Origin of the sequence: Pseudomonas sp. BGI-2 (genome assembly GCF_004310295.1) — a bacterium.
In the GTDB taxonomy this organism is placed as follows: Bacteria; Pseudomonadota; Gammaproteobacteria; order Pseudomonadales; family Pseudomonadaceae; genus Aquipseudomonas.
Map to the genome: position 1 here is coordinate 33,625 of NZ_SISB01000037.1, position 21,878 is coordinate 55,502.

The window sequence follows — 21,878 nt, forward strand, 5'->3', positions numbered from 1 at the left end:
CTTCGTTGGGGGGGTGGAATGGATCCTAGTCACCCGGCACCCACGCTGTGAGTAACAAAGTCGTCGCGAATCCCGGCATCGGTGGCGTCATCCAGCGCCGGGCCCGCCCGCGACCAAACGCCTGCACTTTTCCGGCGGTGGCCAGCGCGTCGAGCGAACGCTGCACGGTGCGCTGACTGGCTTTCAGCGCCAAGGCGAGCGCAGAACTGGACCACGACTCGCCGTCGGCGAGGAAGGCGAGTAGCGCCGCCTGCGGTTCTTCGATGGGCCGCGCCAACACCACAACGTCGTCCGCAACCCGTGGTTGCAGCGCAAACCCGCGTTTCGTCGCGCTGACACCGGCCAGCGGATCCAGCGCCGCGCGAAGTCGACCGATTTCGACGCGCAGGCGCGCTCGATGGGACTCATCGGTGAGCTTCAAGCGAAAGGCCTGGGTGATCAGCGCTTCCCTTGCCACATCCCCGGGCCAGGCTTCGGCCAACGCCCGCACGAGGGTAAACAACACCGGGCGTTTGGCCAGGGACACCGACATTCCAGCGCCGCGCACGCCGTATCGGCACGCGTCCACCACCAGGGATGTTGACCCGAGCAGCGCTTGCACTTCATCCAGCAACAGGGGGCGTTCTTCACCACGAGCAATCAGGCGCGCTGCGGGCGTGTTGAGGACTTGAGCGGCGTGTGCGACCTCGGCGGTCAGTGCGGGAATACCGGCGTAGAACGCAGCACGCTGAGCCCTTTCGAGGGCAGAGCGCGCCCTTTTTGTTTCGAGTCGCCGCACGGCGATCCCCGCCACCACCAGCTCATGAACGGCGCGCAATGCCGGTGGCAGTGGCGCAGGGTCAAGCTCGGCGAGCAGCCCTTCGACCTCATCAAGATGCCCGATCAACAACAACCGTCGAATCTGCAAATACCGCGCATGGGCCGCATTCAGGCCATCGCCATGCGCCTCCAGCGTCACTCGCGCCGCTTCGAGCGCTTTCACCGGCCAACCCAGATCTCGTGAAGCCAGGGCAATTTCGGCCTCGGCAACCACGCACCGCGCGCGGGCCACTGGCGCTTTCGGACCGAAGGCGCGCGCGGCACTGCGCACCAATTCCTTTGCCCGAACCAGATCGCCCAACTGCGCCATGGCGATACCGCGAAGCGCCAATGCCGGTGCATCGTCGCGTAGGGCAACCCGGTTCAGCGCACCCAAGGGATCACCCGCTGCGAGAGCGTGCGCTGCAGCGGTAATCAGCGAGTCCATTTGAAATGCGCCACACGTGCCACTCCCACGGTTCGATGCCCGTTGATGAGTCTATCTCACGCCCACCAAACAGCCCGCCGGTAAAGCGCAATCCCTGTGGGTGTGAGCCTGCTCGCGATGATGGCGGTGTTTCAGTCGGTATCAATGTTGGCTGATACACCGCCATTACGCCCTGAGCCTTTCCGTCAACGCGGTTTTGCTGTGTCCAGCTCGCTGGTCATCGCGGGCGTTTGGCCTCCTGCACCCACTCGCGCGGGCTAGTGCCGGTTTTACGACGAAAAGCCCGGGCCAACGCCGAGGGGCTTTCATAACCGACTTCATCAGCGATCAGCGCAATGGACTTGCCTTCGCGCAAGCGTTTCTGCGCCAGGCTGATCCGCCAGCTCACCAGGTAGTCGACCGGCGTCTGCCCCACCACCGAGCGAAAGTATTCGGCGAAACTGGCGCGGGACATGTTGGCCGCCGCCGACAGTTCGGCCACGGTCCAGGCCTTGCCGGGCGAGTCGTGCATCAGGCTCAAGGGGCGCGCCAGGCGCGGGTCGGCGAGACCGGCCATCATGCCGGGCGTCTGATCCCGGCTGGTCAGAATGTGCCGCAACAACTGAATCACCAGCAGTTCGAACAGTCGGTCCATCATCGCTTCGCGACCACAAATGCCGCCGAACGCCTCGCTGAACAGCCAGTCCAGCGTACCGGCCATCGTCGGGATGCTGTCGAGTTTGAGCACCAGGTACTCAGGCAGCGCGGCGGCCAAAGCATTGCCCGACCCACCGTCGAATTCCAGGGTGGCGCACACCAGTTGAGTGCCCGACGCTTCGCTGGCGAACAACCGATGACGATAAGGCCGCGGAAAAGAATCAGCGTTGGCTCGTTGAGCTGAAGGTCTCGCTCATCGGCCAGTCTGAGCGTCAGTTCGCCGGCCTGAAGCAAATGCAGGTGCCCGGTGGCCTGATAACCATCAAAGGCCGTGGCACCACAAAAATCCCCACTGTGGAAAGTTCCGGCACTGACACCGAAATGCGTGAGCAAGGTGGACAAGCGATCCATGGAACGACTCCCGGGGACATATCTGGACGATCTGTCGCATATCCTCGACGTTTTGCACCCTCAAGGCCAGCGTTGATCAATAGCATGGACCCCGTACCCAGCGCATACCGCGCTTGAATCTACGGAGCATCACCATGAGCTGAATCACCACCCTGAGCCTTGAACACGCCACCGACACCACCCGCCCGCTGCTGGAAGGCGTGTAGAAAAAAATAGGCTTCTTGCCCAACGTCTTCAAGACACTGGCCCATGCCCCCGCCGTACTTGCTGCCTATCTGCAACAGTCGGTAGCCCTGGGCAAAACGTCCCTGAGCGGCCCTGAGAAAGAAGCCATTTTTTTGGCCACTTCGCAGGTCAATGGTTGCGACTACTGCTTGGCGGCGCACACCCTGTTTGCCGGCAAGGTCGGGCTGTCCGCACAAGACATCCTTAGTGCCCGGCAGGGCCAACTCAATGCCTTCGCCACGCTGGCCCAGCAGATTACTGAAAGTCGCGGCCACTTGAGCAACGAGCAAATTGAAGCGGCGCGTGCAGCCGGTATCACCGACGCCAAGATCATCGAGGTGGTCGCCCACATTGCCTCGCAGACCCTGACCAACTACCTCAACAATCTGGCCCTGACCGAGATCGACTTCCCTGCGATCGACGCTTGAATCGCATCTCGAATCCGAGGAGTACACACCATGAGCACTGTGACGCTTTACACCACTGACACCTGCCCCTACTGCCGCAATGCCAAGGCATTGCTGGCCAGCAAAGGCATCGCCACCCGGGAAATAAACATTCAGTCGGACCCCCGCAGATTCCAGGAGATGCTCACCCGCAGCGGTCGTCGCAGCGTGCCGCAAATATTTATCGGTGACACCCATGTCGCAGGCTTCGACGACCTGGCCAAACTGGACCGTCAAGGTGCCTTGTTGTCGATGCTGGCCTGAAGCAGTGATCCAGAGCCCCCTTTCCTGGCAAGACTTCTATCACCCCATGGAAGTCTTGCCGGTCGTTTTGCCACTATTCAATTAAATTCTGGCTAGCTGTACGATGACCGACGATGGGTTGCTGATAGGCCGACAAGCCTTCCGCATCTGAACAACAAAAATCCCGCCCAGGAACACCTGAGCGGGATTTTTTATGCCAACAATTTAGGCAATCGGGATCAGCGGATCAGCGGCTGCCCATGCCGTTTCGCGATTGGCCACCGGAGGGTAGATCCACACGGTGTTGATCTGGGTTTTCAGCGACTTGCCTTCCTCCTTGACTAGTTTGACCTGGCGGTCCCAACCTTCGGTGTAGACCGCACCCCAGGCCCCCAAATCCAGGCAGGTCACGTACTTCGGCTGACTGTACGGCGTCGGGTCCACGCCGAGGATCTGCGCGGCGACGTTGTTGCCCGCATGCCGGCCCAGGACGATGGCGTGTTGGCACGTCATCAGGGCGTAGTTACCGATGTCATCAGACGCGGCGTAAGCCACATCGCCCGTGGCGAAAATGTCGTCCTGGCCGATGACTTTCAGATGCGCGTCGACGTGCAGGCGGCCGAGGTGATCGCGTTCGGCCGGGATCTGCTCGGTCAGCGAGCTGGCCCGCACACCAGTGGTCCAGACCACAGTCTTTGCGTCGATGCGTTGGCCATCGGCCAGGGTCACACCGTTTTCATCGACGGCAACCACCGAAGACTTCAAGCGCCATTGCACGCCCAGCTCAGTGCTGGCTTCGGCGATCGACTGGGCGATTTCGCTGCCCATGGACGCACCGACTTTTTCACCGCGATCAACGATGCTCACTTCAATGTCGGCCTTGTCACCGAGGATGGCCCGCAAGCGCGCCGGCATTTCAGTCGCCGTTTCAATCCCGGTGAAACCGCCACCGGCCACCACCACGGTGTTACGCGCCTTGCTGTCTGGCAGCTTGGCCAGGGATTTCAGATGGTTTTCCAAGCGGATGGCTTGTTCAATCTGGTCCACGTCGAAGGCATGTTCGGCCACGCCCGGGGTGTTGGGCAACGCAAGACCGCTGCCGGTGGCCAGAACGAGTTTGTCGTAGCTGCACACTTGTTTGGCACCCGACGCATCGGTGTAGCCAACGTGTTTTTGCTGCACATCGATGGTTTCTGCGGCGCCCTTGATGAACTTCACACCGACGGCATCGAACAGCTCACCGATCGGTGCGGCGAGTTGATGAGCATTCGGCTCGTAGAAACGCGGACGTACACGCAGCTCGGCCTGAGGCGCCAGTACCGTGACTTCTACGTCGTTATGATTATGGATGTCGAACAGGCGCGTGGCGCTTAATGCCGTCCACATGCCACCGAAACCTGCGCCGATGACCAGAATGTGCTGTTTCATTGTTTAACTCCGAAGAAGACCAAAGGCTGAACCCGTCGCCGAGCTGACAACGGCGACTATAGTGATCCGAGTTGCGAGAAGCAACGACCTTCTATCGATGCTTGTCATCACAAATCCAGATACCTCGATAATTCAGACAAAAGCCATGGTCTATAAGCAGCACAGGACAGACAGACGATTTAACCCATGCCGATGGCTCGTTGCACCTGCAACCATCGGCTGGTAACATTGGCGAATCATTCAGTCGGAGATAACCATGTCTCTTTACAGCGCAGGCGTTGAATATGGCATTCATTGCCTGCTTTTTCTGGTAGGCGATTACGGCGATAGCCGTGAGGCGAGCGTGCGCGACCTCGCTGAGCTGCAAGGCGTGCCGCTGGATTACCTGGCGAAAATCTTCACCAAGCTGGCCAAGGCCAAACTGGTGGTGGCGACCGAAGGCGTGCGCGGCGGGTTCAAGCTTGCACGGCCGGCTGACGAAATCAGCGTGCTGGATATCGTTAACGCCATCGATGGCCAAAAGCTGATCTTCGATTGCCGTGATATCCGCGAGCGTTGTGCGCTGTTTGACGGTTCACCGCCGACATGGGCCGTGGAAGGTCATTGCTCGGTGCATGCGGTGATGATGACCGCGCAGCAACGCATGGAAGACGCCCTCGCCCAGCAGACCATTCTCGACCTGGCCCGAAGGGTCGGACGTAAAGCCCCGGCCGACTTCGGCGCCCAGGTGGACACCTGGATGAATGATCGTCGGGAAAAGAAAAGCAGCACCAGCACGTCGGTCGATCAGGAGCAGATCATCCCGGTGACCGATATTTCTGAATGAATGCGAAGGTCACAGGCTGGCCTATGGGCAAACCGGATCGGAGCGCTCTATGATTAAACCCCATGACGACCCTGCCTGCGATTCGCCAACCCTGCCCGCCCGGCGCCTGCGACTGCGGGCGTGACCCGCTGCTGGAAACACCGGGCGCGGACGTGCGCATCCTGCTGCTGACCCGCGCGGAAGAAAAACGCCTGATCGAACGCCTGGAAACCCTCCAGAGCCTGGCGGAACTGGAAAAATTGCAAAACCGCATGTACGCACAACTGGGCATCCGCGTGGACATCGCCCCAAGCTTCAACGAAGTGCGGACCATGCGCGGCATCAGCATCACCCTTGGCGAATTGCCCGGCCTGTGCCGCAAAACCCGACAGTCAATCCCCGCCGCCATCCGCCGCAGCCTCGAGAAGCGCCCGCAGATTGCCTACGAGATTCTCAACGCCAACGACCTGTTGCGCGACGCCTGAGGTCAGCCCCATGAACCTCGTTCTCAAATTCCCCGTGACAGACGAAATACTGACGTCGTATGCCTTGGCGATTGGCGCTGACCTTCCGGGTTATCGCAATCACATTTATCGGGTGCTGAACTTCTACAGCGCCATCAGCGGCATTGAAGGCCTGCCCTCCGAGGCCGTGCAAATCGCGGCGGCGTTTCATGACCTGGGCATCTGGACGGATGGAACCATCGATTACCTGGAACCCTCGGTTCGCCTGGCCACCGACTATCTCGCCAACCGGCAACTGTCGCACTTGAACGGCGAAGTGACGGCGCTGATCCTGGAACACCACAAAGTGCGGCCCTACGCTGCCGATCATGCGCTCAACGTCGAGCCCTTCCGGCGCGCCGATGTCATTGATGTGTCCCTCGGGCTGCTGACGTTCGGCCTGCCACGGGTCTACATCAAAACGGTGAAATCGGCCCTGCCCAATCATGGATTTCACTGGATGCTGCTCAGGCAAACCGCTCGCCAATTCCTTCGTTCGCCACTCAAGCCATTGCCCATGTTTCGCTGGTGAAACAGGTGTCGGCCACGACGTTGCCCATTCCTTGAAAAGGCCCTTTAACAGGATCAGCGGTCATACACAGACGGCCAAGCGCTGCTATGCCTTCACAAGGGGCAAGAAGCTGTAGACACAGCGTCACCGTGGTCCCGGCGCCAACCCGGTGCGCACAGACAAACAGGTGCCAATCCGTTGAAGGAGGTGGCAAATGTTATTCATCGTCAGTTGGTCGATCAATTCGGACAACCGTAACAAGGCGATCGAGCGTTTCCTCAAGACCGGGGCCGTTCCACCTGCTGGCGTCAAGATGCTCGGGCGCTGGCATGCCGTCGGTGGTTCGAGCGGTTTTGGCGTAGCAGAGGCCAGTGATCTGGTGCCGATTCAGAAGTGGGTGCTGGAATGGAACGACATCATGAAGATGGACGTCCAGGCGGCACTGACCGATGAACAGATGGCGCCGCTGCTGGCGGGCACGGTCGGCAAGTAGAGGTCATCGGGCGGCGGGTACTGCTCGCCGCCTCTCGACCCGAAAACACGTTCATGACTGACTGGAAAATTCGGCGGGCGAACCTACGCTCATCGCGAAGGAGCCGGTTTTCAGCCAGGGTTTTCTTGCCTGGACTGGCCGGGCCGACCCTGCACTGCCCCCCACGGAGTAGAAAGCATATGAACCTGTCGCAGAGACTGTTCATCGGCGCTGCACTTGCCAGCCTGTTGCTCGGCGGGTGCACCTCGAAAATCACCGAAAAAGACCAGTACTCAGGCTTCCTGTCCAACTACAACAACTTGCAGCAAGTCACCACCACCAGCGGCGAGACCGCCATGCGCTGGGTTAGCCCGTCGTGGAATCCGGATGCCTACAACACCGTCGCGTTCAACAAGCTTGAGCTGTACCCGGCGCCGCAGCCCAACGAGCGGGTCAATCGGCAAACCCTGGATGAACTGCAGAACTACATGACCAGCAAGGCCAAAAGCGTGCTGGGCCAGAAATACCGGGTGGTATCGAGCGCAAAAGCAGCACCGGTCGGTTCGAAAACCCTGATTATGCGCTCGGCGATCACCGGGGTGAACGCCGAAAACGAAGGCATGAAATGGTATGAAGTGGTGCCTGTCGCGGCCGTGGTCGGTGGTGTTTCCGCTGCCAGCGGGCATCGGGATCAGGACACCACGTTGTTCATTGAGGCCGAGTTTATCGATGCGAGCAACAACCAGACCGTGGCCAAGGTTGTGCGCAAGGTGTTTGGCAGCACCCTGGAAAATGCCAGCCAGAAAATCACCGCCAAAGACTTCAAGGTAGCGATCGACAAACTGACCAGCGATTTGCAGGCGTTTTTCCGCTAACGGCAATCTTGTAGCAGCTGCCCTGTGGCGAGGGGATTTATCCCCGTTCGGCTGCGAAGCAGTCGTAAAACCTGAACGCACGGTCTATCTGATGCACCGCGTCGTCTTAATTCACGACTGCTTCGCAGCCGAACGGGGATAAATCCCCTCGCCACAACGCGTTGCTCGGCAGCTGCTACAAAGGGGCGGCTAATCAGGGGTTATTTTTTCATGCCGACCCGTCGACGCATGTCGGCGGTGATCGCTTGCCGGGTTTTCTTCAGGTCCGCCCAGGGTTCGTCACCCACTTCGGCCAGGCGTTCCTGCACGTTGTGGATGTTCCACTGATTACCACCCTTCAATTCAGCCACCTCATCACGAAAGACCGGCACCGACACCGGCATCCCTTCGCGGGTGCGCGCGGCGTAGGCGCAAATGGTCGTGGCGCCCAGACCGTTACGCAGATAATCGATGAAAATCCGCCCAACACGATTCTTCGGTCCCGACACCGCGGAAAAACGCTCCGGCAGCAACTTGGCCATGTGGCTGACAATCGCATGGCTGAAGTCCTTCACCTCATCCCAACCCAACTTGCGAGTCAGCGGCACCACCAGGTGAATCCCCTTGCCGCCGCTGGTCTTGAGGAAGGCCTTGAGCCCGAGTTCATCGAGCACCGACAGGGTCAACTGGGTCGCCTCGACCATGCTTTTCCACGGCAGCGCCGGGTCCGGGTCGAGGTCGAGGACGAAGCGGTCAGGTTTATCAAGGTTGTCCGAGGTGGCGTTCCAGGTGTGCAGTTCCACGGTGCTCATCTGCACGGCGCCAATCAGGGCTTCGGCGTTGTTGATGATCATCACCGGTTGGCCGGTGAGCTCCTTGTCCAGCGTGGTGATCCCGGGAATGGCCAGGCGCTCGGCATTCTTCTGGAAGAACAGTTCGCCGGCGATGCCGTCCGGGGCGCGCACCAGCGCCACTGGCCGGTCCTTGAGTTCGGGCAGAATCCATTCGGCGACGCTGGCGTAATATTCCGCCAGTTGCACTTTGGTGGTGCCGCTGCTGGCGTCGATTACCCGATCCGGGTGAGTAATGCGCACCTTGCCCGCACCGAGGCCGATCTGAGACGGCGCGGGCGCTGCCTTGGCAGGCTTCTTTTTCGCCGAGGCGGTCGGTTTGGCAGCGGCGGCTTTCTTGGTGGTCTGGGCTTTCACGGCTTTCGGACGCTCCTCAGTGATGTCTTCGGCGGGTTTGTCATCGCGCAAGCCATGGAACACCGCATGGCGAACCGAACCGTCCTTGGTCATCTCGGCGAACGCGACTTCTGCGAGCAAAACCGGTTTGAGCCAATGCACACCCTTGGCTTCAAAACCGGCCGGCGGATTGACCACCGCGGGCTTTTTCGCCAGCAACGGTTTCAGCTGTTCGTAGATGTGCTTGAGCGTGGTCTCGTTAAAACCGGTGCCGACCTTGCCGGTGTAGCGCAACTCGCCGCTGTCCCGGTCATGCAAACCCAACAGCAACGCACCGAAGGCATTGCGCGAGCCTTTCGGATCGGTATAGCCGACCACGACGAATTCCTGCCGATGCTTGCACTTGAGCTTGATCCAGTCACTGCTGCGCCGGGACACGTAAGGCGAACCCAGGCGCTTGCCGATCAGCCCTTCCATTTGCATCTGGCAGGCGCTGTTGAGCAAGGCTTCCGGTTCTTCGCCGAACGCGTCGGAGAAGCGCAGCAGCGGGTCTTTGTTGGGTTTGAGCACCGTCGCCAGCGCGACCCGTCGTTCCTCGACCGGCACCTCGCGCAGGTCTACGCCATTGAGGTAAGGCATGTCGAACAGGTAGTAAACGATGTCGCCACTGCGATTGGATTCGAAGGCATTTTGCAGCGCCTGAAAGTCAGGAACGCCCTGCTCGTCCGCCACCACCATTTCACCGTCGAGCCAAGCGGATTCGAGGCCCAGCGACGCCAGTGCCTCGGCCTGCTTCGGCAGTTTATGGGTCCAGTCGTGGCCGTTGCGGGTAAAGAGTTTCACCTCGTCGTGGTCGATGCGGGCCATGATCCGATAGCCATCGAACTTGATCTCATAGCTCCAATCGCCCTGCGGGGCTTTCTCCACCAGCGTCGCCAGTTCGGGTTTGAGCTGGGCGGGCAGTTTGGCTTTGTGAGCGCCGGTGAGTTGGGCTGACTGCTCCTTCGGCGTGACCTTGCGCGCCGGCTTCTTCACCGGTTTGGGTTTGTCGGCGGTCTTCGCCTTCCTGGGGACGATGGTCCGGTCACTGAGCACGCTGTCCGGCTCGGCGACGACCACGTCGTAATCGCTTTCGGGTTTGGCCGCACCGTCCTGATGCTTGATCAGAAACCACTGTTCCTGCTTGCCCGGCATGTGCGTGCGCACCAGGTTCCACAGGCCGCCGAGTTTCTCGCCTTGCAGCTCGAACTTAAGCTTGCCCTTGGCATAGGCCTTGGCCGGATCTTCCTGCGGGATCCACACGCCGCGGTCCCAGACAATCACGTCGCCTGCGCCGTAATGCCCTTCGGGAATGCTGCCCTCGAAGGTGGCGTAGTCAATCGGATGGTCTTCAACGTGGACCGCCAGGCGCTTGACCTTGGGGTCCAGCGAAGGGCCTTTGGGCACCGCCCAGCTCTTCAGTGCTCCGTCGAGTTCCAGGCGAAAGTCATAGTGCAACCGCGAGGCATCGTGTTTCTGGATACAGAACTGCAAGGCATGGTCTTTCGCGGTTTTCCGGGCCGAACGTTTCGCGGCAGGTTCTGAAGTCGCCGAGAAATCGCGCATGCGGTTGTAATCGTCCAGATTCTTGTTCATGGAGCACCTGCTGACTCAACGCTTCCCCCAATACCGGGGCCGATGCGCGTAACGATCAGGGCCACGACCGCAATCCGCTCGACCCGTTGATAGCCTGGGGTCAGCAGTTCTTCACCGAACACGTCGGGATCGAGTTCGCGATAGGTCCAGCCGAACATTGCCGATTCCAGACGCGGAATCAGCGCCTCCAGAAACGGATCCTGGCCATCGATCATTGCCACCCCGGTGTACAGCACCAAAGAACCACCGGGCGCCAGGCGATACAGCGCCTGCTCGACAATGCGTAACGACAATTGCGCGCCCAATTCGCCACCGCCATGGCGGTATGCACGCTCTGCAGGGTCGGCCATGTACGGTGGATTGGCGACGATCAGGTCGAAATGGCCGTCGACATCCTGCAGCACATCGCTGGCTTCGACGGTGACGTTAGTGACTTCGGCAAGCGCCGCGTTGACGGCCGTCAGGCGCAGCGCCGCCGGGTTGATGTCGACGGCCAGCACTTCAGCCTCATGGCGTGCGCGGGCGATCACAATCGCCCCGACACCTGCGCCGCACCCAATGTCCACGGCGCGTCTTATCGGTGCGAAGGTTTGTTGTAGATGCGCATGAATCAGCTGCGCGAAACGGTAAGTGTCCGGGCCGAAGAACACCGCATCAGCCGCATCGGTGGGGAACCCCGAGTGAACGAACAGCAGATCGTCCAGGCTGGACCAGCGCACGCGGCTTTTCAGTCGGCCGTTGCTTTCTTGAAGGACGCCCGCCTGCTGCAACTGCCGCTGTTCATCCGTCGACAGCAGGCCAGGTTCGAACGAGCGCGACCAGCCAAACACATCGCGCAAGGTCCGCGCGTTTTGCCCGAAGGCACGGTCATTCACCCGCTGGTGGGTAAGCGGCGTCGGGGTGATGAACCGGTAGCCATCGGCCTGCAAGCGGCGCCCCAGTTGCACCAGCGCCAGATCGGCAGCGTCCAGTTGCTCTTCCTGATTCATGCAGTGCTCCTATCGCAGGCTGGATTTGAGTTCGATAAACCGTCGCGTCGCCATCAGGCCGGCTGGATGGGAATGCCGATGGGCCGACAGCCACGGAATCAACACTTGCATCTGCTCGTGCGCGGCGAGCCCGTCCAACGCGGTTTGCAGGCTCTGGATATCCGGGTCGTTGTCGGACATGGGCGGTTCTGTCGCGACACTCGTGCCCCGGCGAACCGCTGTGGCTGAGCGCTCAGGCGTCCATTCGCCGGCAATCCAGTCATGCAGCAGCTGTTTTTCATAAGGGCTGAACACTCCGAACATGGCGGCGCCGTCCCCCTCGATCAACTGCCAGAAACGGCTGTCTTGAGGGTCTTGATGACGTTTGATCCAGCCCTTGTTTTCCAGGGCGGTGAGGAAGCCCGGCAACTGCTCTGGCGCCGATAGCCATTGGTTGACGGTCTTGCCTTCGAAACGGCAGTAGTCGGAATGCATGTGCTGGCCGAACGGGCGCTTGCGCTCAAGCATGCTCAGCAACTCTGCGTCGAGGTCGAACGATTCGATGATCGCGCGACTGCCCTGCCCCAGATCATTGAGCCGATACCCCAACGCGACCCGGCGCAGAAAGTCTTCTCGATCGCCTTCCACCGGCAGCAGTTGCAGCACCGACTGCACGGCTTTGTGCGCGTGGCCGGTGCTGGCATTGTCGATGGTCACGTGCAGGGTGAAGTAATACGGATCGATGCCCAATTCGCTGAGTTCATAGGCGCTGATCAGCAAATGCAGCGGCAGTTGTTCGTAGCCGAGGTTGTAGCCGATCGCCTCAGGCAGAAACTCATCGGCGGATTCGCCCAGCGCCAGTTGTATCGCGCCTTGCAGGTAATGTTCGTCGGCAATCACGCCAGTGTCTTGCAAGCCATGTTCGGCAAGGAGCTTGCGGTAGATAACCACATGGTTCTGCGCCGGGTTGCCGTCGCCCAGCTCCTCTAGATAAGTGCAAATCAGCCCTTCGAAACGCGGGTCCCGCCAATAACGCAACAGGCCATACAGCCACGCGCCGTCGACCAGTTTGGTCGGGGCAACGGCTTGCAGGAAAAACAACGCGTGCGCCTTGTTGGTGAAAAATTGCCGGGGCCCGCCGTCTTTTCGTTGTTGCAGGTAATCGGCGTATTGGCGGGCGACGTCAACGCTGTGCTGTTCGACGAACGATTGCAGGGCTGACAGGTCATTCGGCATTTCCTGCGGCAGGTCGGTGGCGTGCTCGAGCTGCGCCTCGAGAAAGGTCCGGGCGAGTGCGCGCCGTTGCTCGGGGTCGTCTCCCAGCAGCAGCTGTTCATAGGCCTGTTTCAGGCTCCCGGCGGCCGGGATCGGGTGTGCGTGGGCGGGCCACGATTCAAGTCGTGTCAGGGCAGTCATGGGCGCATCTCTCGGTCTGAGGCCAGTGGCAGGACGCTGAATCAACACGTCTCTACTTCAGAAGAGCGATTTGCCCGGAAAAAAATTCAATCGGCGTTGAAAATGCCCTGACGGACGGGCCTGTGGGGCGAAGTCCAGCCGGCGCGCCAGGCATATACTCAGCGGGTCGGATTCATCTTCGGAGAGCAATCATGCGAACGGTGCACGTCATCGAGCAATCGCCGGCGCCGGTGAACGTCGTGGGCGAGGCAATCACGATCCTCGCGGGCGGCGATCTGAGCAAACCCTTTGAAATGCATATCCAGGAAGGCGTGCAAGGCGGAGGGCCGCCACCGCACTTTCATCCGTGGGACGAGGCGTTTTACGTGGTCGACGGCCAGGTCGAAGTGACCGTGGCGGGCAAGTCCACCACCGTCTCCGCCGGAGGTTATGTGCATATTCCCGGGGGCTCCATCCATGCCTACAAGAACATCAGCCCTACCGCGAAGATGATAGGCGTGGTGTCCGACCCGCGTGGCGGGCAGTTTTTTGCGGCCGTGCATCAATTACGAGTGCCGGAGGATTTGCCCCGGATACTGGAGATTGCCGAGGCGCATGGCGTTATCTTCCTGGTGCCGAAACCTGCAGGTTGACCGCGTTAACGTTCTTCGCTAGCAGGCTAGCTCCCACAGGGATCTTGTGCACACCGCAGATCTCACTGTGGGAGCTAGCCTGCTAGCGAAGGCGGCCGGAAAAGCAACCTGATTTTTGCAGGCACACCTTAAGCCGCGCCACTCTTGGCCTGCTGTTCCAGATGCACTTGCAACTCCGGATCGATTTTCAGCGCGGCAGCCAGTTCATCCAGATAGCTGCGCTCGGCCTCCTGCTGATCATCCACCAGCATCACGCTGGCCAGGTACATTTCCGCCGCAATCGCCGGATCCGTCGCCGACTGCGCCACATCAGCAGCATCCAGTGGCCGGGCAACTTCGTCGTCCAGCCATTGCTGCAGTTCCGGGTCATCGGTGTGGCGGCCGATTTCGGTACTGATCATCTGTTTCTCGGAGTCGTCGATCCGGCCATCGGCCTTCGCTGCAGCTATTAATGCGCGCAGGACTGCATGGCTGTGGTCCTCGACTTCCGGGCCGGATAGAAGATCCACGGTGCGCGGTGCCTGTTGCGGCGCACCAGCCTGATTGCGTTGCCACGCCTGATACGCCTGAAAGGCCATCATTCCGAGCGAAGCCAGGGCCGCATAGTGGGTGCCGCCACCCGAGCGGGTCCGGGTCGCGCCGCCCATGGGTGAGCCGCCGCCCAGCAGACCACCGAGCAAGCCACCCAATCCGCCACCGCCCTCGCCCTCGCTTGAGCCGGCGCCACCGCCCAACAGGCCGCCCAGCAATCTGCCGAGACCGCCGCCGATGCCTCCCTGAGCGGATGCGTCACCCTGTTGCGCCCCGGAGCCCCGCAGAAGTTGTTCGAGCAAATCGCTGGTGTTCATGACGATGTCCTCATCGATTGGAGTGACCCGGTCAGGCAACAATAGTCCTCGCCGGCAAATGCGCCACCACCGTTTGGCTGACATGAAATCGACCGGACTGGCGAAGCAAACGAGACAATCTCAGTCGAGCAAGAACCCTGTGGCGAGGGGATTTATCCCCGTTGGGCTGCGAAGCAGTCGTAAATCCAGACAATTCAGTATGTCTGAACGGACGTTGAGGGCCGCTTCGCGACCCAACGGGGCGGTGCGACGTTTCGCTAAATCCCCTCACCACAGGTTCTTGCTCGCCTGAAGCACCGTATTTAAGTGATCAGCACCACAGATTAATCCAGAGTATTTCTTGCCGGCCCAGCTAAGATTCACAGACGGTGAACCTTATTCCCGGATTTCCGGTCGATACCTGCAACCGAACCGGTTTGCCGCCGCCCTCGATGATGAGGGTGATGACTGGCTTGCTTCACTTTTTGGAGAACGCCCCGTGATATCCACCCTACACATCGCCAGGCTCAAAGCATGGGGCGCCCATGGTTTTACCGCCACCGGCGTGGTCACTGCCTTCCTCGCCACCCTCGCCTTGCTCGAAAACCAGGCCACCAACTGCCTGCTGTGGCTGGGCGTGGCCCTGATCGTCGATGGGCTTGACGGTGCCCTGGCGCGCAAGGTCAATGTGCAGTCGGTGCTGCCCAGCTTCGATGGATCGATCCTCGATCTGGTGATCGACTACCTGACGTATGTGTTCATCCCCGCGCTGTTCATCTATCGCTACATCCCGTTGCCGGACTACACGCTGCTGCTGACCGTGTCGCTCATTCTGGTCTCGTCGCTGTTTTGCTTCTGCAACGTCAACATGAAAAGCAAGGACAACTACTTCCAGGGCTTCCCCGCCGCGTGGAACGTGGTTGCCCTGTGCCTGTACATCATCGCCCCGTCGCCGTGGATTACCTTCTTGACCGTCATTGGCCTGGCGTTGCTGACCGTGACTCGCATGAAGTTCCTGCACCCGTTCCGCGTACGCAAGTTCATGCCGATCAACATCGCCGTAACGGCCATCTGGTTGCTGTGCAGCTTGTCGCTGGTGGTCAACCATCCGGTCATCAACCCGATGGTGATGGGGCTTTGGCTGCTGATGTCCGCTTACTTCCTGGGGATCTGCATCTGGCGCACCGCGATGGAGTGGTTTGACGGATCGCGTCAAAAGTAACCTGGCATGGCCATCCATATCGTACGACTCGGCTCACCCCGCTCACCCGATGAAGGGCTGCGGATCGGCACGGTACGCCGCCCACCTCGCGGTGTACCGAAGGCCGAGTTTGCCAGTCGGGACTTTTATGATGTGTGGCAACCGCTGCTTTCGCCGAGTGCGGAACTGGTGGCCGAGGCCAAAGCGGCCGAGGATGAAAAGGCCTGGGAGGCGTTCAGGCGCAGGTTCAAGGCTGAAATGAACCATCCCGCGCCCAATCAGTTGCTGGATCTGTTGGCCGCCCTCTCCCATCAAACCTCGCTGGCGGTTGGGTGTTATTGCGAAGTTGAGGCGCATTGCCATCGTTCCGTATTGCGGGAACTGCTGAAAGCACGCGGCGCCAAGGTTGCTTAATGAAAATGACCACCGCGAATCCCTTGTGGGAGCGGGCTTGCTCGCGAAAACGGAGTGTCAGGCAACATCATCGTCGACTGACACGCCGCCTTCGCGAGCAAGCCCGCTCCCACAGGGGATTTGTGTGTTCAAGGGATTGAAGTAGCAATATGAAACCCCAGATACGGCCTGCCACCCCTGCGGATGCGGCCACCATCAGCCAGGTCATCATCCACTCGCTTCGCCAGTCCAATGCCCTGGACTACCCACCCGAAGTCATCGCGCAGGTGGAGAAAAGCTTTTCTACCGAGTCCATCTGCACTTTGCTGACCCAGCGCCAGGTCTTTGTCGCAACCATCGATCACCGCGTAATCGCCACCGCCAGCCTTGATCACGATGTCGTGCGCAGCGTATTTGTCGACCCCGCCCATCAAGGGAACGGACTCGGCCGGCAATTGATGGCAACGATCGAAACCCTCGCCACCGATGCGAACATCGAGGTATTGCGCGTCCCCTCCTCCATCACCGCAGAAGCCTTCTACTCCAAACTGGGCTTTCGAAAGATCCGCGATGAATTCCACGGTGCCGAGCGCACCATCATCATGGAACTGCGCCTGCCCCGGGCCGCCGGACGAGATGTTGATCATGGTCAATACTTAAGGGATTGAACGGCTATTGAATGACCGCTGTCTCTTCGTTCACCCACGGGAGGTTCGCCATGTCTGGTCAATCACGCTTCATGCTGGTCGCCTCGCCACTGATGGAGCACAGCCCCGCCTTCGACAGGGCTGCGGCGCTGGCCAAGGCCGAAGACGCGGCGTTGCACATCGTGGCTTTCGATTATCTGGAAGGCCTGGCGACCGCCAGCCTGGTCAACGAAAAGGCCCTGGAGCAAATGCGCCTGGGCTACGTCGATCGGCACCGTCAGTGGCTCGAAGAACAAGCCCGGCCCTTGCGCAAGATCGGCGTGCACGTCACTACCGAGGTGGCGTGGGTCGAACGCCCGCTGGAAGAAATCCTGATTCACCTCAAAGAGCAGCCGATGGACGTGCTGATCAAGGCACTGGAGCACGAATCGCTGCTGTCGCGGCTGATGTTTACCCCGCTCGACGTGCATTTGCTGCGCGAATGCCCGGTGCCGCTGCATTTCGTCAGCCATGCCGTTCACGCCCTGCCACGCCGGATCGTCGCGGCGGTCGACCCCTTCCATCGCGATGATCACTACAAAACCTTCAACGACCGGATCCTTCACGAAGCGGCGAAACTGGCCAGTGCCTGCAACGCCGAGCTGGATGTGGTCTATGCCTATGACCTTTCATCCATCAGCGCGGACGAGTTCGGCTTCGACAATGGTTCGGCGTTTTTCTCCTCGGGCAAAGCAAAAACCCTGTTCGACTACCAGGAAGACGCCTTCAACGAATTGGCCGAGCGCAACGGCATCGCGCCCGAGCAACGGCACATGATCATGGGCAATCCGGCCAAGGTGCTGACCCGTTATGCCGATGCCTATGACGTCGACGTGATTGTCATGGGCCGGGTCGGCCATCGCGGCTTGGGCCGGTTGATCGGCAGCACGGTCGAGCATCTGCTGTACAAAATGCCGTGCAGCGTGTGGGTGGTGTACACCGAGCGGTTGGATGAGTGAGCCTGCTGAAAACACCACATTCCCCTTGTAGGAGCGAGCGGTGCGGCGATCCGACTTGCCCGCGAAGGCGCAGTGTCAGTCGACAAATATGTTGCCTGACACTCCGTCTTCGCGGGCAAGCCTCGCTCCTACAAGTAATGCTGTTCACTTAAGCGCGGGCACTCATTTGTAGCGAGGGGATTCATCGAAACGTCGCACCGCCCCGTTCGGCTGCGAAGCAGTCGTAAATCCACACAACTCGGTCTGTCTGAACGGGCGCAGGGGGCCGCTTCGCAGCCCAACGGGGCGGTGCGACGTTTCGCTGAATCCCCTCGCCACAGGTTCTCGCTCGACTGATGATTGTCTTAAGTGAACAGCATTACGCTCCTACAAGGGGTTTTGTGATGTCTGGTCAACGTCGGGTGATCACCACTTCGAGGTATTCACTCGGCACCACCAACGATTTCTCTCCCGCCCTGTTCATCTTGTTGATCAGTCCGGTCAAATCGCTTTCCAAGGCCTGGCCACTTTCGGGAGGCAGCGCCGCGAAGGCCTTGTGGACCGGGCCGTACCAGGTGCGAAAAATGTCGATGAAGTGCGCCGCCGAGCGGTAGCGGAAGTTGAAGGTCCGCCGCGTCACCTGCACCAGGAAGCTGCGTTCATCGAACTGCGAGTGCAACCAGGCTTCGTTTCCCCAATTTGAGGGCGGTTGCGCGCCGGCCGGTGGCGGCATGTGCCGGCCCAGGGTCTTGAACATCTGGCCGACAAAGCCTTCAGGCGTCCAGTTGGCCAGGCCGATGCGGCCACCGGGGCGACAGACGCGCGCCAGTTCCGCGGCGGCTTTGGGCTGGTCCGGCGTAAACATCACACCGAAGGTCGAGAGCACGGCATCGAAGCTCGCGTCTTCGAACGGCAGTGCCTCGGCATCGGCGACCTGGAAGGTCACGTCCAGGCGTTCTGCCCGGGCCCGGTCTTCGCCGCGTTCCAGCAGCGCGGGGACGTAATCGGTGGAAGTGACGCTGCAGCCTCGGCGTGCGGCGGCCAGCGTCGCATTGCCGTTGCCGGCGGCCACGTCCAGCACACGCTCGTCGCAGAGCAAGTCACAGGCTTCGGCCAGTTGCTCGCCGACAATCTGCAGGGTGGTGCCGATCACGGCATAGTCGCCGCTGGCCCAGGAGGCCATCTGGCGGTTTTTCAAGGCAGTGAGATCAATGGGTGTACTCATTAAGTCAGCTCCGTAAGGTTGGAACGCTGCCCCGGCTTATTCCGCCGTGGTCGGATCGATGATGTTCATGACTTGAGAAATGCGGTTGGCCGGGAAACCGCTCTGCCGGGCGTGCTCCTGAATCAGCGCTTCGCTGGGCGAGATGTACACGCAGTACAACTTCTCGCCCGTGACATAACTCTGAAGCCACTGCACCTGCGGCAACTCGCGCAAAGCCCGGCAGGACTTTTGCGAAGCGGCTTTCAAATCCCTTTCTGACAGTGTTCCAGCACCTGGAATCTCGCGTTCGATAACGATTTTCGGCATGGCAACCTCTCATTCTTGTTATTGATGACAGGGTCGGCAGTGGCCCTGTAGGCAAACTATCGCCCTGCCGCACGCCGGCGTCCTGCCCGATCGTCGGCCAACACTGCCCGATCGTCCGGAGAACTCACGTTTGGCGCAGACGCGCTCACAATCAGAAAGCCCTCCGCACGGGAAACCACCATGGACGCCCTGTCCCAAACCCTGCGCGTCGTCCGCCTGGTCGGTGCGATTTTCATCAATGCCAGGTTCACTGCGCCCTGGTACTACCAGTCGCCCAACTCCGACACCGCGGCACCGTTTCTGGAGCCCGGCGCAGAGCGGGTGGTGATCTTTCACTTGATCACCGAAGGCGAGTGCTATGTCGAGATAGGTAACGATCCGCCGCTGCGGCTGACGGCCGGCGATGTGGTGGTGTTCCCTCAGGGCGACGCCCATCGCATGAGCTCTCAACCCGGATTAACACCGGTCACCGGCAAGCGCCTGGACGTGGTGCTGGCACGCCGTCCCCGGCAACTGAGCTACGGCGGGGGCGGTGGCGGTGCGGTGACGCGTCTGGTGTGCGGTTATCTGGCGTGCGACACACGATTGACGGGCATGTTGCTGACGGGGTTGCCGGCCGTGGTCCGGGTCAATGTGCGCGGCTCAAATGCCGGTATCTGGCTGGAATCTTCGGTTCGGCAGCGTGGCGGCGCAATCAGGAGAAAAAACCAATGGCCCACGGCGCGCAGCCAGTGAGCCATTGATTTCGCGGGTTACGCCGCAGGTGCCTTGGCCTCTTCCAGCAGTTGCTGAATCATTTTCTCCTGGGGTTCGTAGGCGCCTTCACCGAAGTGGGTGTAACGCACCTGGCCCTTGGCGTCGATCAGGTAGTGAGCGGGCCAGTACTGGTTGTCGAAGGCGCGCCAGATCGCGTAGTTGTTGTCGATGGCCACCGGGTAGGTAATGCCGAGCTCTTTGACCTGATCCTTGACGTTGTCGATGATGCGCTCGTAACCGTATTCAGGGGTGTGGACGCCGACGACCACCAGGCCATCCTTCTCGTATTTCTTCGCCCAGTCCTTCACGTACGGCAAGGTGTGCTGGCAGTTGATGCAGTCGTAGGTCCAGAAGTCCACCAGCACCACTTTGCCTTTGAGCGAGTCATTGCTCAGCGCTGGCGAGTTCAGCCATTGCACGGCACCGGACAGCGACGGCATGGCGCCTTGGGCGTTGTCCATGGAGTCGGCCTTGACCTTGCTGACGAAGTAGTCGACGACTTTCGGTACGCTTTCCAACACACCTTTCTCAAGGGTGCTGACGCCTTCGGACGAAGTGCCGGCGAGCAATGTCCTGTCGGCACCGGTGGAAATCACCGCCACGGTAGCCAGCACGGCAACACCGGCACCACGACGCAGCCAACCGGTGACCGGGATCGACGCTTTCAAGCGATTGACCAGGCCGCGACCGGTGAAGATCAAGGTGCCCAGGGACAACGCGCTGCCCAAGCCGTACGCCAGCAGCAACAGGCTGGTCTGGGCGTTGGCGCCTTGCAGCATGGCACCGGTGAGAATCACCCCGAGAATCGGCCCGGCACACGGCGCCCAGAGCAGACCCGTGGCCACGCCGATCATGACCGAACCCAGCGGGCCGGACATTTTGCGAGTGTCGGGGTCGAGGCGATTGCCCAGCGCCACGAACGGCCGGGCCATCCAGTCTCCGACCCGGGCGGAAATCAGCGACAGGGCGAACAGCGCCATCACGATGAGGGCGACATGGCGACCGGTGTTGTTGGCTTGCACCACCCATTCGCTGCTGACCACCGCCAGGCTGGAGATCAGGGCGAAGGTCAGGACCATGCCCCCAAGGGTGAGCAGGATGGATGAACGCGTGCGTTTGACCCCGGCGAACAGGAACGGCACGACCGGGAGGATGCAAGGGCTGAGGACGGTCAATATGCCGCCCAGGAAAGCGATGAGAAACATGGTAATCACCTTGAAAATAGAGAGGGGCGACACACCACCGATCCCTGTGGGAGCGGGCTTGCTCGCGAAGAGGCCAGTACATTCAAAATTAATGTCGACTGACACTCCGCTTTCGCGAGCAAGCCCGCTCCCACAGTGGATCGGTGGTGTTCACGAAACAGTGTCCGGGTTTCAGGCCGTCTGGTTTTCCAGCTGCTGGCCCTGCGGCGTACGGCTTGCACCGTCCTGTGCCAGGAAGGCATGACCGCCCTGCTCCGCCACGGGCGTCAGCTGGAAGCAGGTTGCGCTGCCACAGCTTTTCTGTTCAACAGCGGCATTGGCATGGGCAGCCGCGCCGGCTACGGAGAAAGCAACAGCGGTCAAGAAGCGGGTGACGTTGTTCATGGTGTTCTTCCTGTTTCAAAGGGGGTTGGCAATCGGTCAGCGAAGGACTCAGTTGTCCGCGTTGCAGCCGTCAGCAAATTTGCGGTAATCCAGCACCTGGGTGTTGTGCTGGGAATCCAGGTAGGTCAGCTGGGTATTCACAATCCCGCAGGAAGGCGCGGCGTCCTCTTTCAACGACACCACTTTCTTGATGTCCAGGTGGGTGCCGTAGGTGAAGGTTTTGGCGCTGACATCGGTAGCTTCGGCGCGGGCCGACAAGGTGCAGATGTTCAGGGCGGCAAACAGGCAAGCGGCGTAGACGGCTTTGGTGTTCATGGTGGATTCCTCAAGGCTTCAATG

The 21,878-nt window shown here is 60.5% G+C and carries 22 protein-coding genes and 3 pseudogenes; 13 read left to right on the plus strand and 12 right to left on the minus strand.

Features of this window, described 5'->3' with window-relative positions; all coding sequences use genetic code 11:
• Positions 1 to 25: 25 nt before the first annotated feature.
• The gene (locus EYC95_RS22610) at positions 26 to 1,246 is read right to left on the minus strand and encodes a helix-turn-helix domain-containing protein (protein ID WP_131062298.1); all 1,221 of its coding nucleotides are present in this window, start codon (positions 1,244 to 1,246) and stop codon (positions 26 to 28) included.
• 217 nt (positions 1,247 to 1,463) lie between these two features.
• Positions 1,464 to 2,293 (minus strand): annotated as a pseudogene (locus EYC95_RS22615) (AraC family transcriptional regulator).
• A 143-nt stretch (positions 2,294 to 2,436) separates the two neighbouring features.
• On the opposite strand from EYC95_RS22615, the pseudogene EYC95_RS22620 reads away from it, so the two are divergent.
• Positions 2,437 to 2,946, plus strand: a pseudogene (locus EYC95_RS22620) (carboxymuconolactone decarboxylase family protein).
• 30 nt (positions 2,947 to 2,976) lie between these two features.
• Positions 2,977 to 3,228, plus strand: a complete 252-nt coding sequence (gene grxC, locus EYC95_RS22625) for a glutaredoxin 3 (protein WP_131062299.1) — start codon at positions 2,977 to 2,979, stop codon at positions 3,226 to 3,228.
• A gap of 204 nt (positions 3,229 to 3,432) precedes the next feature.
• Here grxC and EYC95_RS22630 read toward each other — a convergent pair whose 3' ends face one another.
• Positions 3,433 to 4,635, minus strand: a complete 1,203-nt coding sequence (locus EYC95_RS22630) for an NAD(P)/FAD-dependent oxidoreductase (RefSeq protein ID WP_131062300.1) — start codon at positions 4,633 to 4,635, stop codon at positions 3,433 to 3,435.
• Between the two features lie 256 nt (positions 4,636 to 4,891).
• Here EYC95_RS22630 and EYC95_RS22635 point away from each other — a divergent pair, with 256 nt between their 5' ends.
• From EYC95_RS22635 to EYC95_RS22655, 5 genes are all read left to right on the plus strand, one after another.
• On the plus strand, positions 4,892 to 5,461 hold the full coding sequence (locus EYC95_RS22635) for an Rrf2 family transcriptional regulator (protein WP_131062301.1): 570 nt from the start codon (positions 4,892 to 4,894) through the stop codon (positions 5,459 to 5,461).
• 62 nt (positions 5,462 to 5,523) lie between these two features.
• A complete protein-coding gene (locus EYC95_RS22640) occupies positions 5,524 to 5,925 on the plus strand; it encodes a hypothetical protein (protein ID WP_131062302.1) in 402 nt (133 codons plus the stop codon).
• Between the two features lie 10 nt (positions 5,926 to 5,935).
• Complete coding sequence (locus EYC95_RS22645) at positions 5,936 to 6,475, plus strand: HD domain-containing protein (protein ID WP_131062303.1); 540 nt, start codon at positions 5,936 to 5,938, stop codon at positions 6,473 to 6,475.
• Between the two features lie 193 nt (positions 6,476 to 6,668).
• Positions 6,669 to 6,947: a DUF3303 domain-containing protein gene (locus tag EYC95_RS22650; RefSeq protein WP_131062304.1), complete on the plus strand. Its 279-nt coding sequence runs from the start codon at positions 6,669 to 6,671 to the stop codon at positions 6,945 to 6,947.
• A 179-nt stretch (positions 6,948 to 7,126) separates the two neighbouring features.
• Entirely contained in the window at positions 7,127 to 7,801 is a 675-nt protein-coding gene (locus tag EYC95_RS22655) for a DUF3313 domain-containing protein (protein ID WP_131062305.1), read from the plus strand.
• A gap of 200 nt (positions 7,802 to 8,001) precedes the next feature.
• Here the strand turns inward: EYC95_RS22655 and ligD are convergent, their stop codons facing one another.
• The 3 genes from ligD to EYC95_RS22670 are packed head-to-tail and all read right to left on the minus strand — an operon-like array spanning position 8,002 to position 12,986.
• Positions 8,002 to 10,602 (minus strand): DNA ligase D, encoded by a 2,601-nt coding sequence (gene ligD, locus EYC95_RS22660; RefSeq protein ID WP_131062306.1) that lies wholly within the window; start codon positions 10,600 to 10,602, stop codon positions 8,002 to 8,004.
• Positions 10,599 to 11,591: a class I SAM-dependent methyltransferase gene (locus tag EYC95_RS22665; protein ID WP_131062307.1), complete on the minus strand. Its 993-nt coding sequence runs from the start codon at positions 11,589 to 11,591 to the stop codon at positions 10,599 to 10,601. The genes ligD and EYC95_RS22665 overlap by 4 nt, the downstream gene beginning before the upstream one ends.
• 9 nt (positions 11,592 to 11,600) lie before the next feature.
• Complete coding sequence (locus EYC95_RS22670; protein WP_131062308.1) at positions 11,601 to 12,986, minus strand: iron-containing redox enzyme family protein; 1,386 nt, start codon at positions 12,984 to 12,986, stop codon at positions 11,601 to 11,603.
• 191 nt (positions 12,987 to 13,177) lie between these two features.
• Here EYC95_RS22670 and EYC95_RS22675 point away from each other — a divergent pair, with 191 nt between their 5' ends.
• Entirely contained in the window at positions 13,178 to 13,618 is a 441-nt protein-coding gene (locus EYC95_RS22675) for a cupin domain-containing protein (protein WP_131062309.1), read from the plus strand.
• Positions 13,619 to 13,746: 128 nt separating this feature from the next.
• On the opposite strand, the gene EYC95_RS22680 is transcribed toward EYC95_RS22675, so the two are convergent.
• Positions 13,747 to 14,466 (minus strand): tellurite resistance TerB family protein, encoded by a 720-nt coding sequence (locus tag EYC95_RS22680; protein ID WP_131062310.1) that lies wholly within the window; start codon positions 14,464 to 14,466, stop codon positions 13,747 to 13,749.
• A gap of 478 nt (positions 14,467 to 14,944) precedes the next feature.
• Between EYC95_RS22680 and pcsA the strand changes: the two genes are divergently transcribed.
• From pcsA to EYC95_RS22705, 4 genes are all read left to right on the plus strand, one after another.
• Positions 14,945 to 15,667, plus strand: coding sequence for a phosphatidylcholine synthase (gene pcsA / locus EYC95_RS22690; protein WP_131062312.1), 723 nt, complete (start codon positions 14,945 to 14,947; stop codon positions 15,665 to 15,667).
• Positions 15,668 to 15,673: 6 nt separating this feature from the next.
• On the plus strand, positions 15,674 to 16,060 hold the full coding sequence (locus EYC95_RS22695; protein ID WP_131062313.1) for a DUF488 domain-containing protein: 387 nt from the start codon (positions 15,674 to 15,676) through the stop codon (positions 16,058 to 16,060).
• 149 nt (positions 16,061 to 16,209) lie between these two features.
• A complete protein-coding gene (locus EYC95_RS22700; RefSeq protein WP_131062314.1) occupies positions 16,210 to 16,707 on the plus strand; it encodes a GNAT family N-acetyltransferase in 498 nt (165 codons plus the stop codon).
• A gap of 50 nt (positions 16,708 to 16,757) precedes the next feature.
• On the plus strand, positions 16,758 to 17,684 hold the full coding sequence (locus tag EYC95_RS22705) for a universal stress protein (protein WP_131062315.1): 927 nt from the start codon (positions 16,758 to 16,760) through the stop codon (positions 17,682 to 17,684).
• A gap of 391 nt (positions 17,685 to 18,075) precedes the next feature.
• Here EYC95_RS22705 and EYC95_RS22710 read toward each other — a convergent pair whose 3' ends face one another.
• The gene (locus EYC95_RS22710) at positions 18,076 to 18,888 is read right to left on the minus strand and encodes a class I SAM-dependent methyltransferase (protein WP_131062316.1); all 813 of its coding nucleotides are present in this window, start codon (positions 18,886 to 18,888) and stop codon (positions 18,076 to 18,078) included.
• 36 nt (positions 18,889 to 18,924) lie between these two features.
• Positions 18,925 to 19,194, minus strand: a complete 270-nt coding sequence (locus tag EYC95_RS22715) for a DUF4242 domain-containing protein (RefSeq protein WP_131062317.1) — start codon at positions 19,192 to 19,194, stop codon at positions 18,925 to 18,927.
• Between the two features lie 180 nt (positions 19,195 to 19,374).
• Here EYC95_RS22715 and EYC95_RS22720 point away from each other — a divergent pair.
• Positions 19,375 to 19,872 (plus strand): annotated as a pseudogene (locus tag EYC95_RS22720) (cupin domain-containing protein); the annotation flags it as partial.
• A gap of 74 nt (positions 19,873 to 19,946) precedes the next feature.
• Here the strand turns inward: EYC95_RS22720 and EYC95_RS22725 are convergent.
• From EYC95_RS22725 to EYC95_RS22740, 3 genes are all read right to left on the minus strand, one after another.
• On the minus strand, positions 19,947 to 21,155 hold the full coding sequence (locus EYC95_RS22725; RefSeq protein WP_131062318.1) for a cytochrome c biogenesis protein DipZ: 1,209 nt from the start codon (positions 21,153 to 21,155) through the stop codon (positions 19,947 to 19,949).
• A gap of 171 nt (positions 21,156 to 21,326) precedes the next feature.
• A complete protein-coding gene (locus EYC95_RS22735; protein WP_131062319.1) occupies positions 21,327 to 21,539 on the minus strand; it encodes a hypothetical protein in 213 nt (70 codons plus the stop codon).
• Between the two features lie 48 nt (positions 21,540 to 21,587).
• On the minus strand, positions 21,588 to 21,854 hold the full coding sequence (locus EYC95_RS22740) for a DUF2790 domain-containing protein (protein WP_131062320.1): 267 nt from the start codon (positions 21,852 to 21,854) through the stop codon (positions 21,588 to 21,590).
• Positions 21,855 to 21,878: the final 24 nt, after the last annotated feature.

What these genes read in the sequence shown, in the direction of transcription:
- ligD (WP_131062306.1), bottom strand. Translation starts at nt 10,602, where the DNA reads ATGAACAAGAATCTGGACGATTACAACCGCATGCGCGATTTCTCGGCG.
- EYC95_RS22680 (WP_131062310.1), bottom strand. Translation starts at nt 14,466, where the DNA reads ATGAACACCAGCGATTTGCTCGAACAACTTCTGCGGGGCTCCGGGGCG.
- EYC95_RS22610 (WP_131062298.1), bottom strand. Translation starts at nt 1,246, where the DNA reads ATGGACTCGCTGATTACCGCTGCAGCGCACGCTCTCGCAGCGGGTGAT.
- EYC95_RS22630 (WP_131062300.1), bottom strand. Translation starts at nt 4,635, where the DNA reads ATGAAACAGCACATTCTGGTCATCGGCGCAGGTTTCGGTGGCATGTGG.
- EYC95_RS22710 (WP_131062316.1), bottom strand. Translation starts at nt 18,888, where the DNA reads ATGAGTACACCCATTGATCTCACTGCCTTGAAAAACCGCCAGATGGCC.
- EYC95_RS22740 (WP_131062320.1), bottom strand. Translation starts at nt 21,854, where the DNA reads ATGAACACCAAAGCCGTCTACGCCGCTTGCCTGTTTGCCGCCCTGAAC.
- grxC (WP_131062299.1), top strand. Translation starts at nt 2,977, where the DNA reads ATGAGCACTGTGACGCTTTACACCACTGACACCTGCCCCTACTGCCGC.
- EYC95_RS22725 (WP_131062318.1), bottom strand. Translation starts at nt 21,155, where the DNA reads ATGTTTCTCATCGCTTTCCTGGGCGGCATATTGACCGTCCTCAGCCCT.
- EYC95_RS22635 (WP_131062301.1), top strand. Translation starts at nt 4,892, where the DNA reads ATGTCTCTTTACAGCGCAGGCGTTGAATATGGCATTCATTGCCTGCTT.
- EYC95_RS22650 (WP_131062304.1), top strand. Translation starts at nt 6,669, where the DNA reads ATGTTATTCATCGTCAGTTGGTCGATCAATTCGGACAACCGTAACAAG.
- EYC95_RS22705 (WP_131062315.1), top strand. Translation starts at nt 16,758, where the DNA reads ATGTCTGGTCAATCACGCTTCATGCTGGTCGCCTCGCCACTGATGGAG.
- EYC95_RS22670 (WP_131062308.1), bottom strand. Translation starts at nt 12,986, where the DNA reads ATGACTGCCCTGACACGACTTGAATCGTGGCCCGCCCACGCACACCCG.
- EYC95_RS22665 (WP_131062307.1), bottom strand. Translation starts at nt 11,591, where the DNA reads ATGAATCAGGAAGAGCAACTGGACGCTGCCGATCTGGCGCTGGTGCAA.
- EYC95_RS22655 (WP_131062305.1), top strand. Translation starts at nt 7,127, where the DNA reads ATGAACCTGTCGCAGAGACTGTTCATCGGCGCTGCACTTGCCAGCCTG.
- EYC95_RS22695 (WP_131062313.1), top strand. Translation starts at nt 15,674, where the DNA reads ATGGCCATCCATATCGTACGACTCGGCTCACCCCGCTCACCCGATGAA.
- EYC95_RS22640 (WP_131062302.1), top strand. Translation starts at nt 5,524, where the DNA reads ATGACGACCCTGCCTGCGATTCGCCAACCCTGCCCGCCCGGCGCCTGC.
- EYC95_RS22735 (WP_131062319.1), bottom strand. Translation starts at nt 21,539, where the DNA reads ATGAACAACGTCACCCGCTTCTTGACCGCTGTTGCTTTCTCCGTAGCC.
- EYC95_RS22675 (WP_131062309.1), top strand. Translation starts at nt 13,178, where the DNA reads ATGCGAACGGTGCACGTCATCGAGCAATCGCCGGCGCCGGTGAACGTC.
- EYC95_RS22645 (WP_131062303.1), top strand. Translation starts at nt 5,936, where the DNA reads ATGAACCTCGTTCTCAAATTCCCCGTGACAGACGAAATACTGACGTCG.
- EYC95_RS22715 (WP_131062317.1), bottom strand. Translation starts at nt 19,194, where the DNA reads ATGCCGAAAATCGTTATCGAACGCGAGATTCCAGGTGCTGGAACACTG.
- EYC95_RS22700 (WP_131062314.1), top strand. Translation starts at nt 16,210, where the DNA reads ATGAAACCCCAGATACGGCCTGCCACCCCTGCGGATGCGGCCACCATC.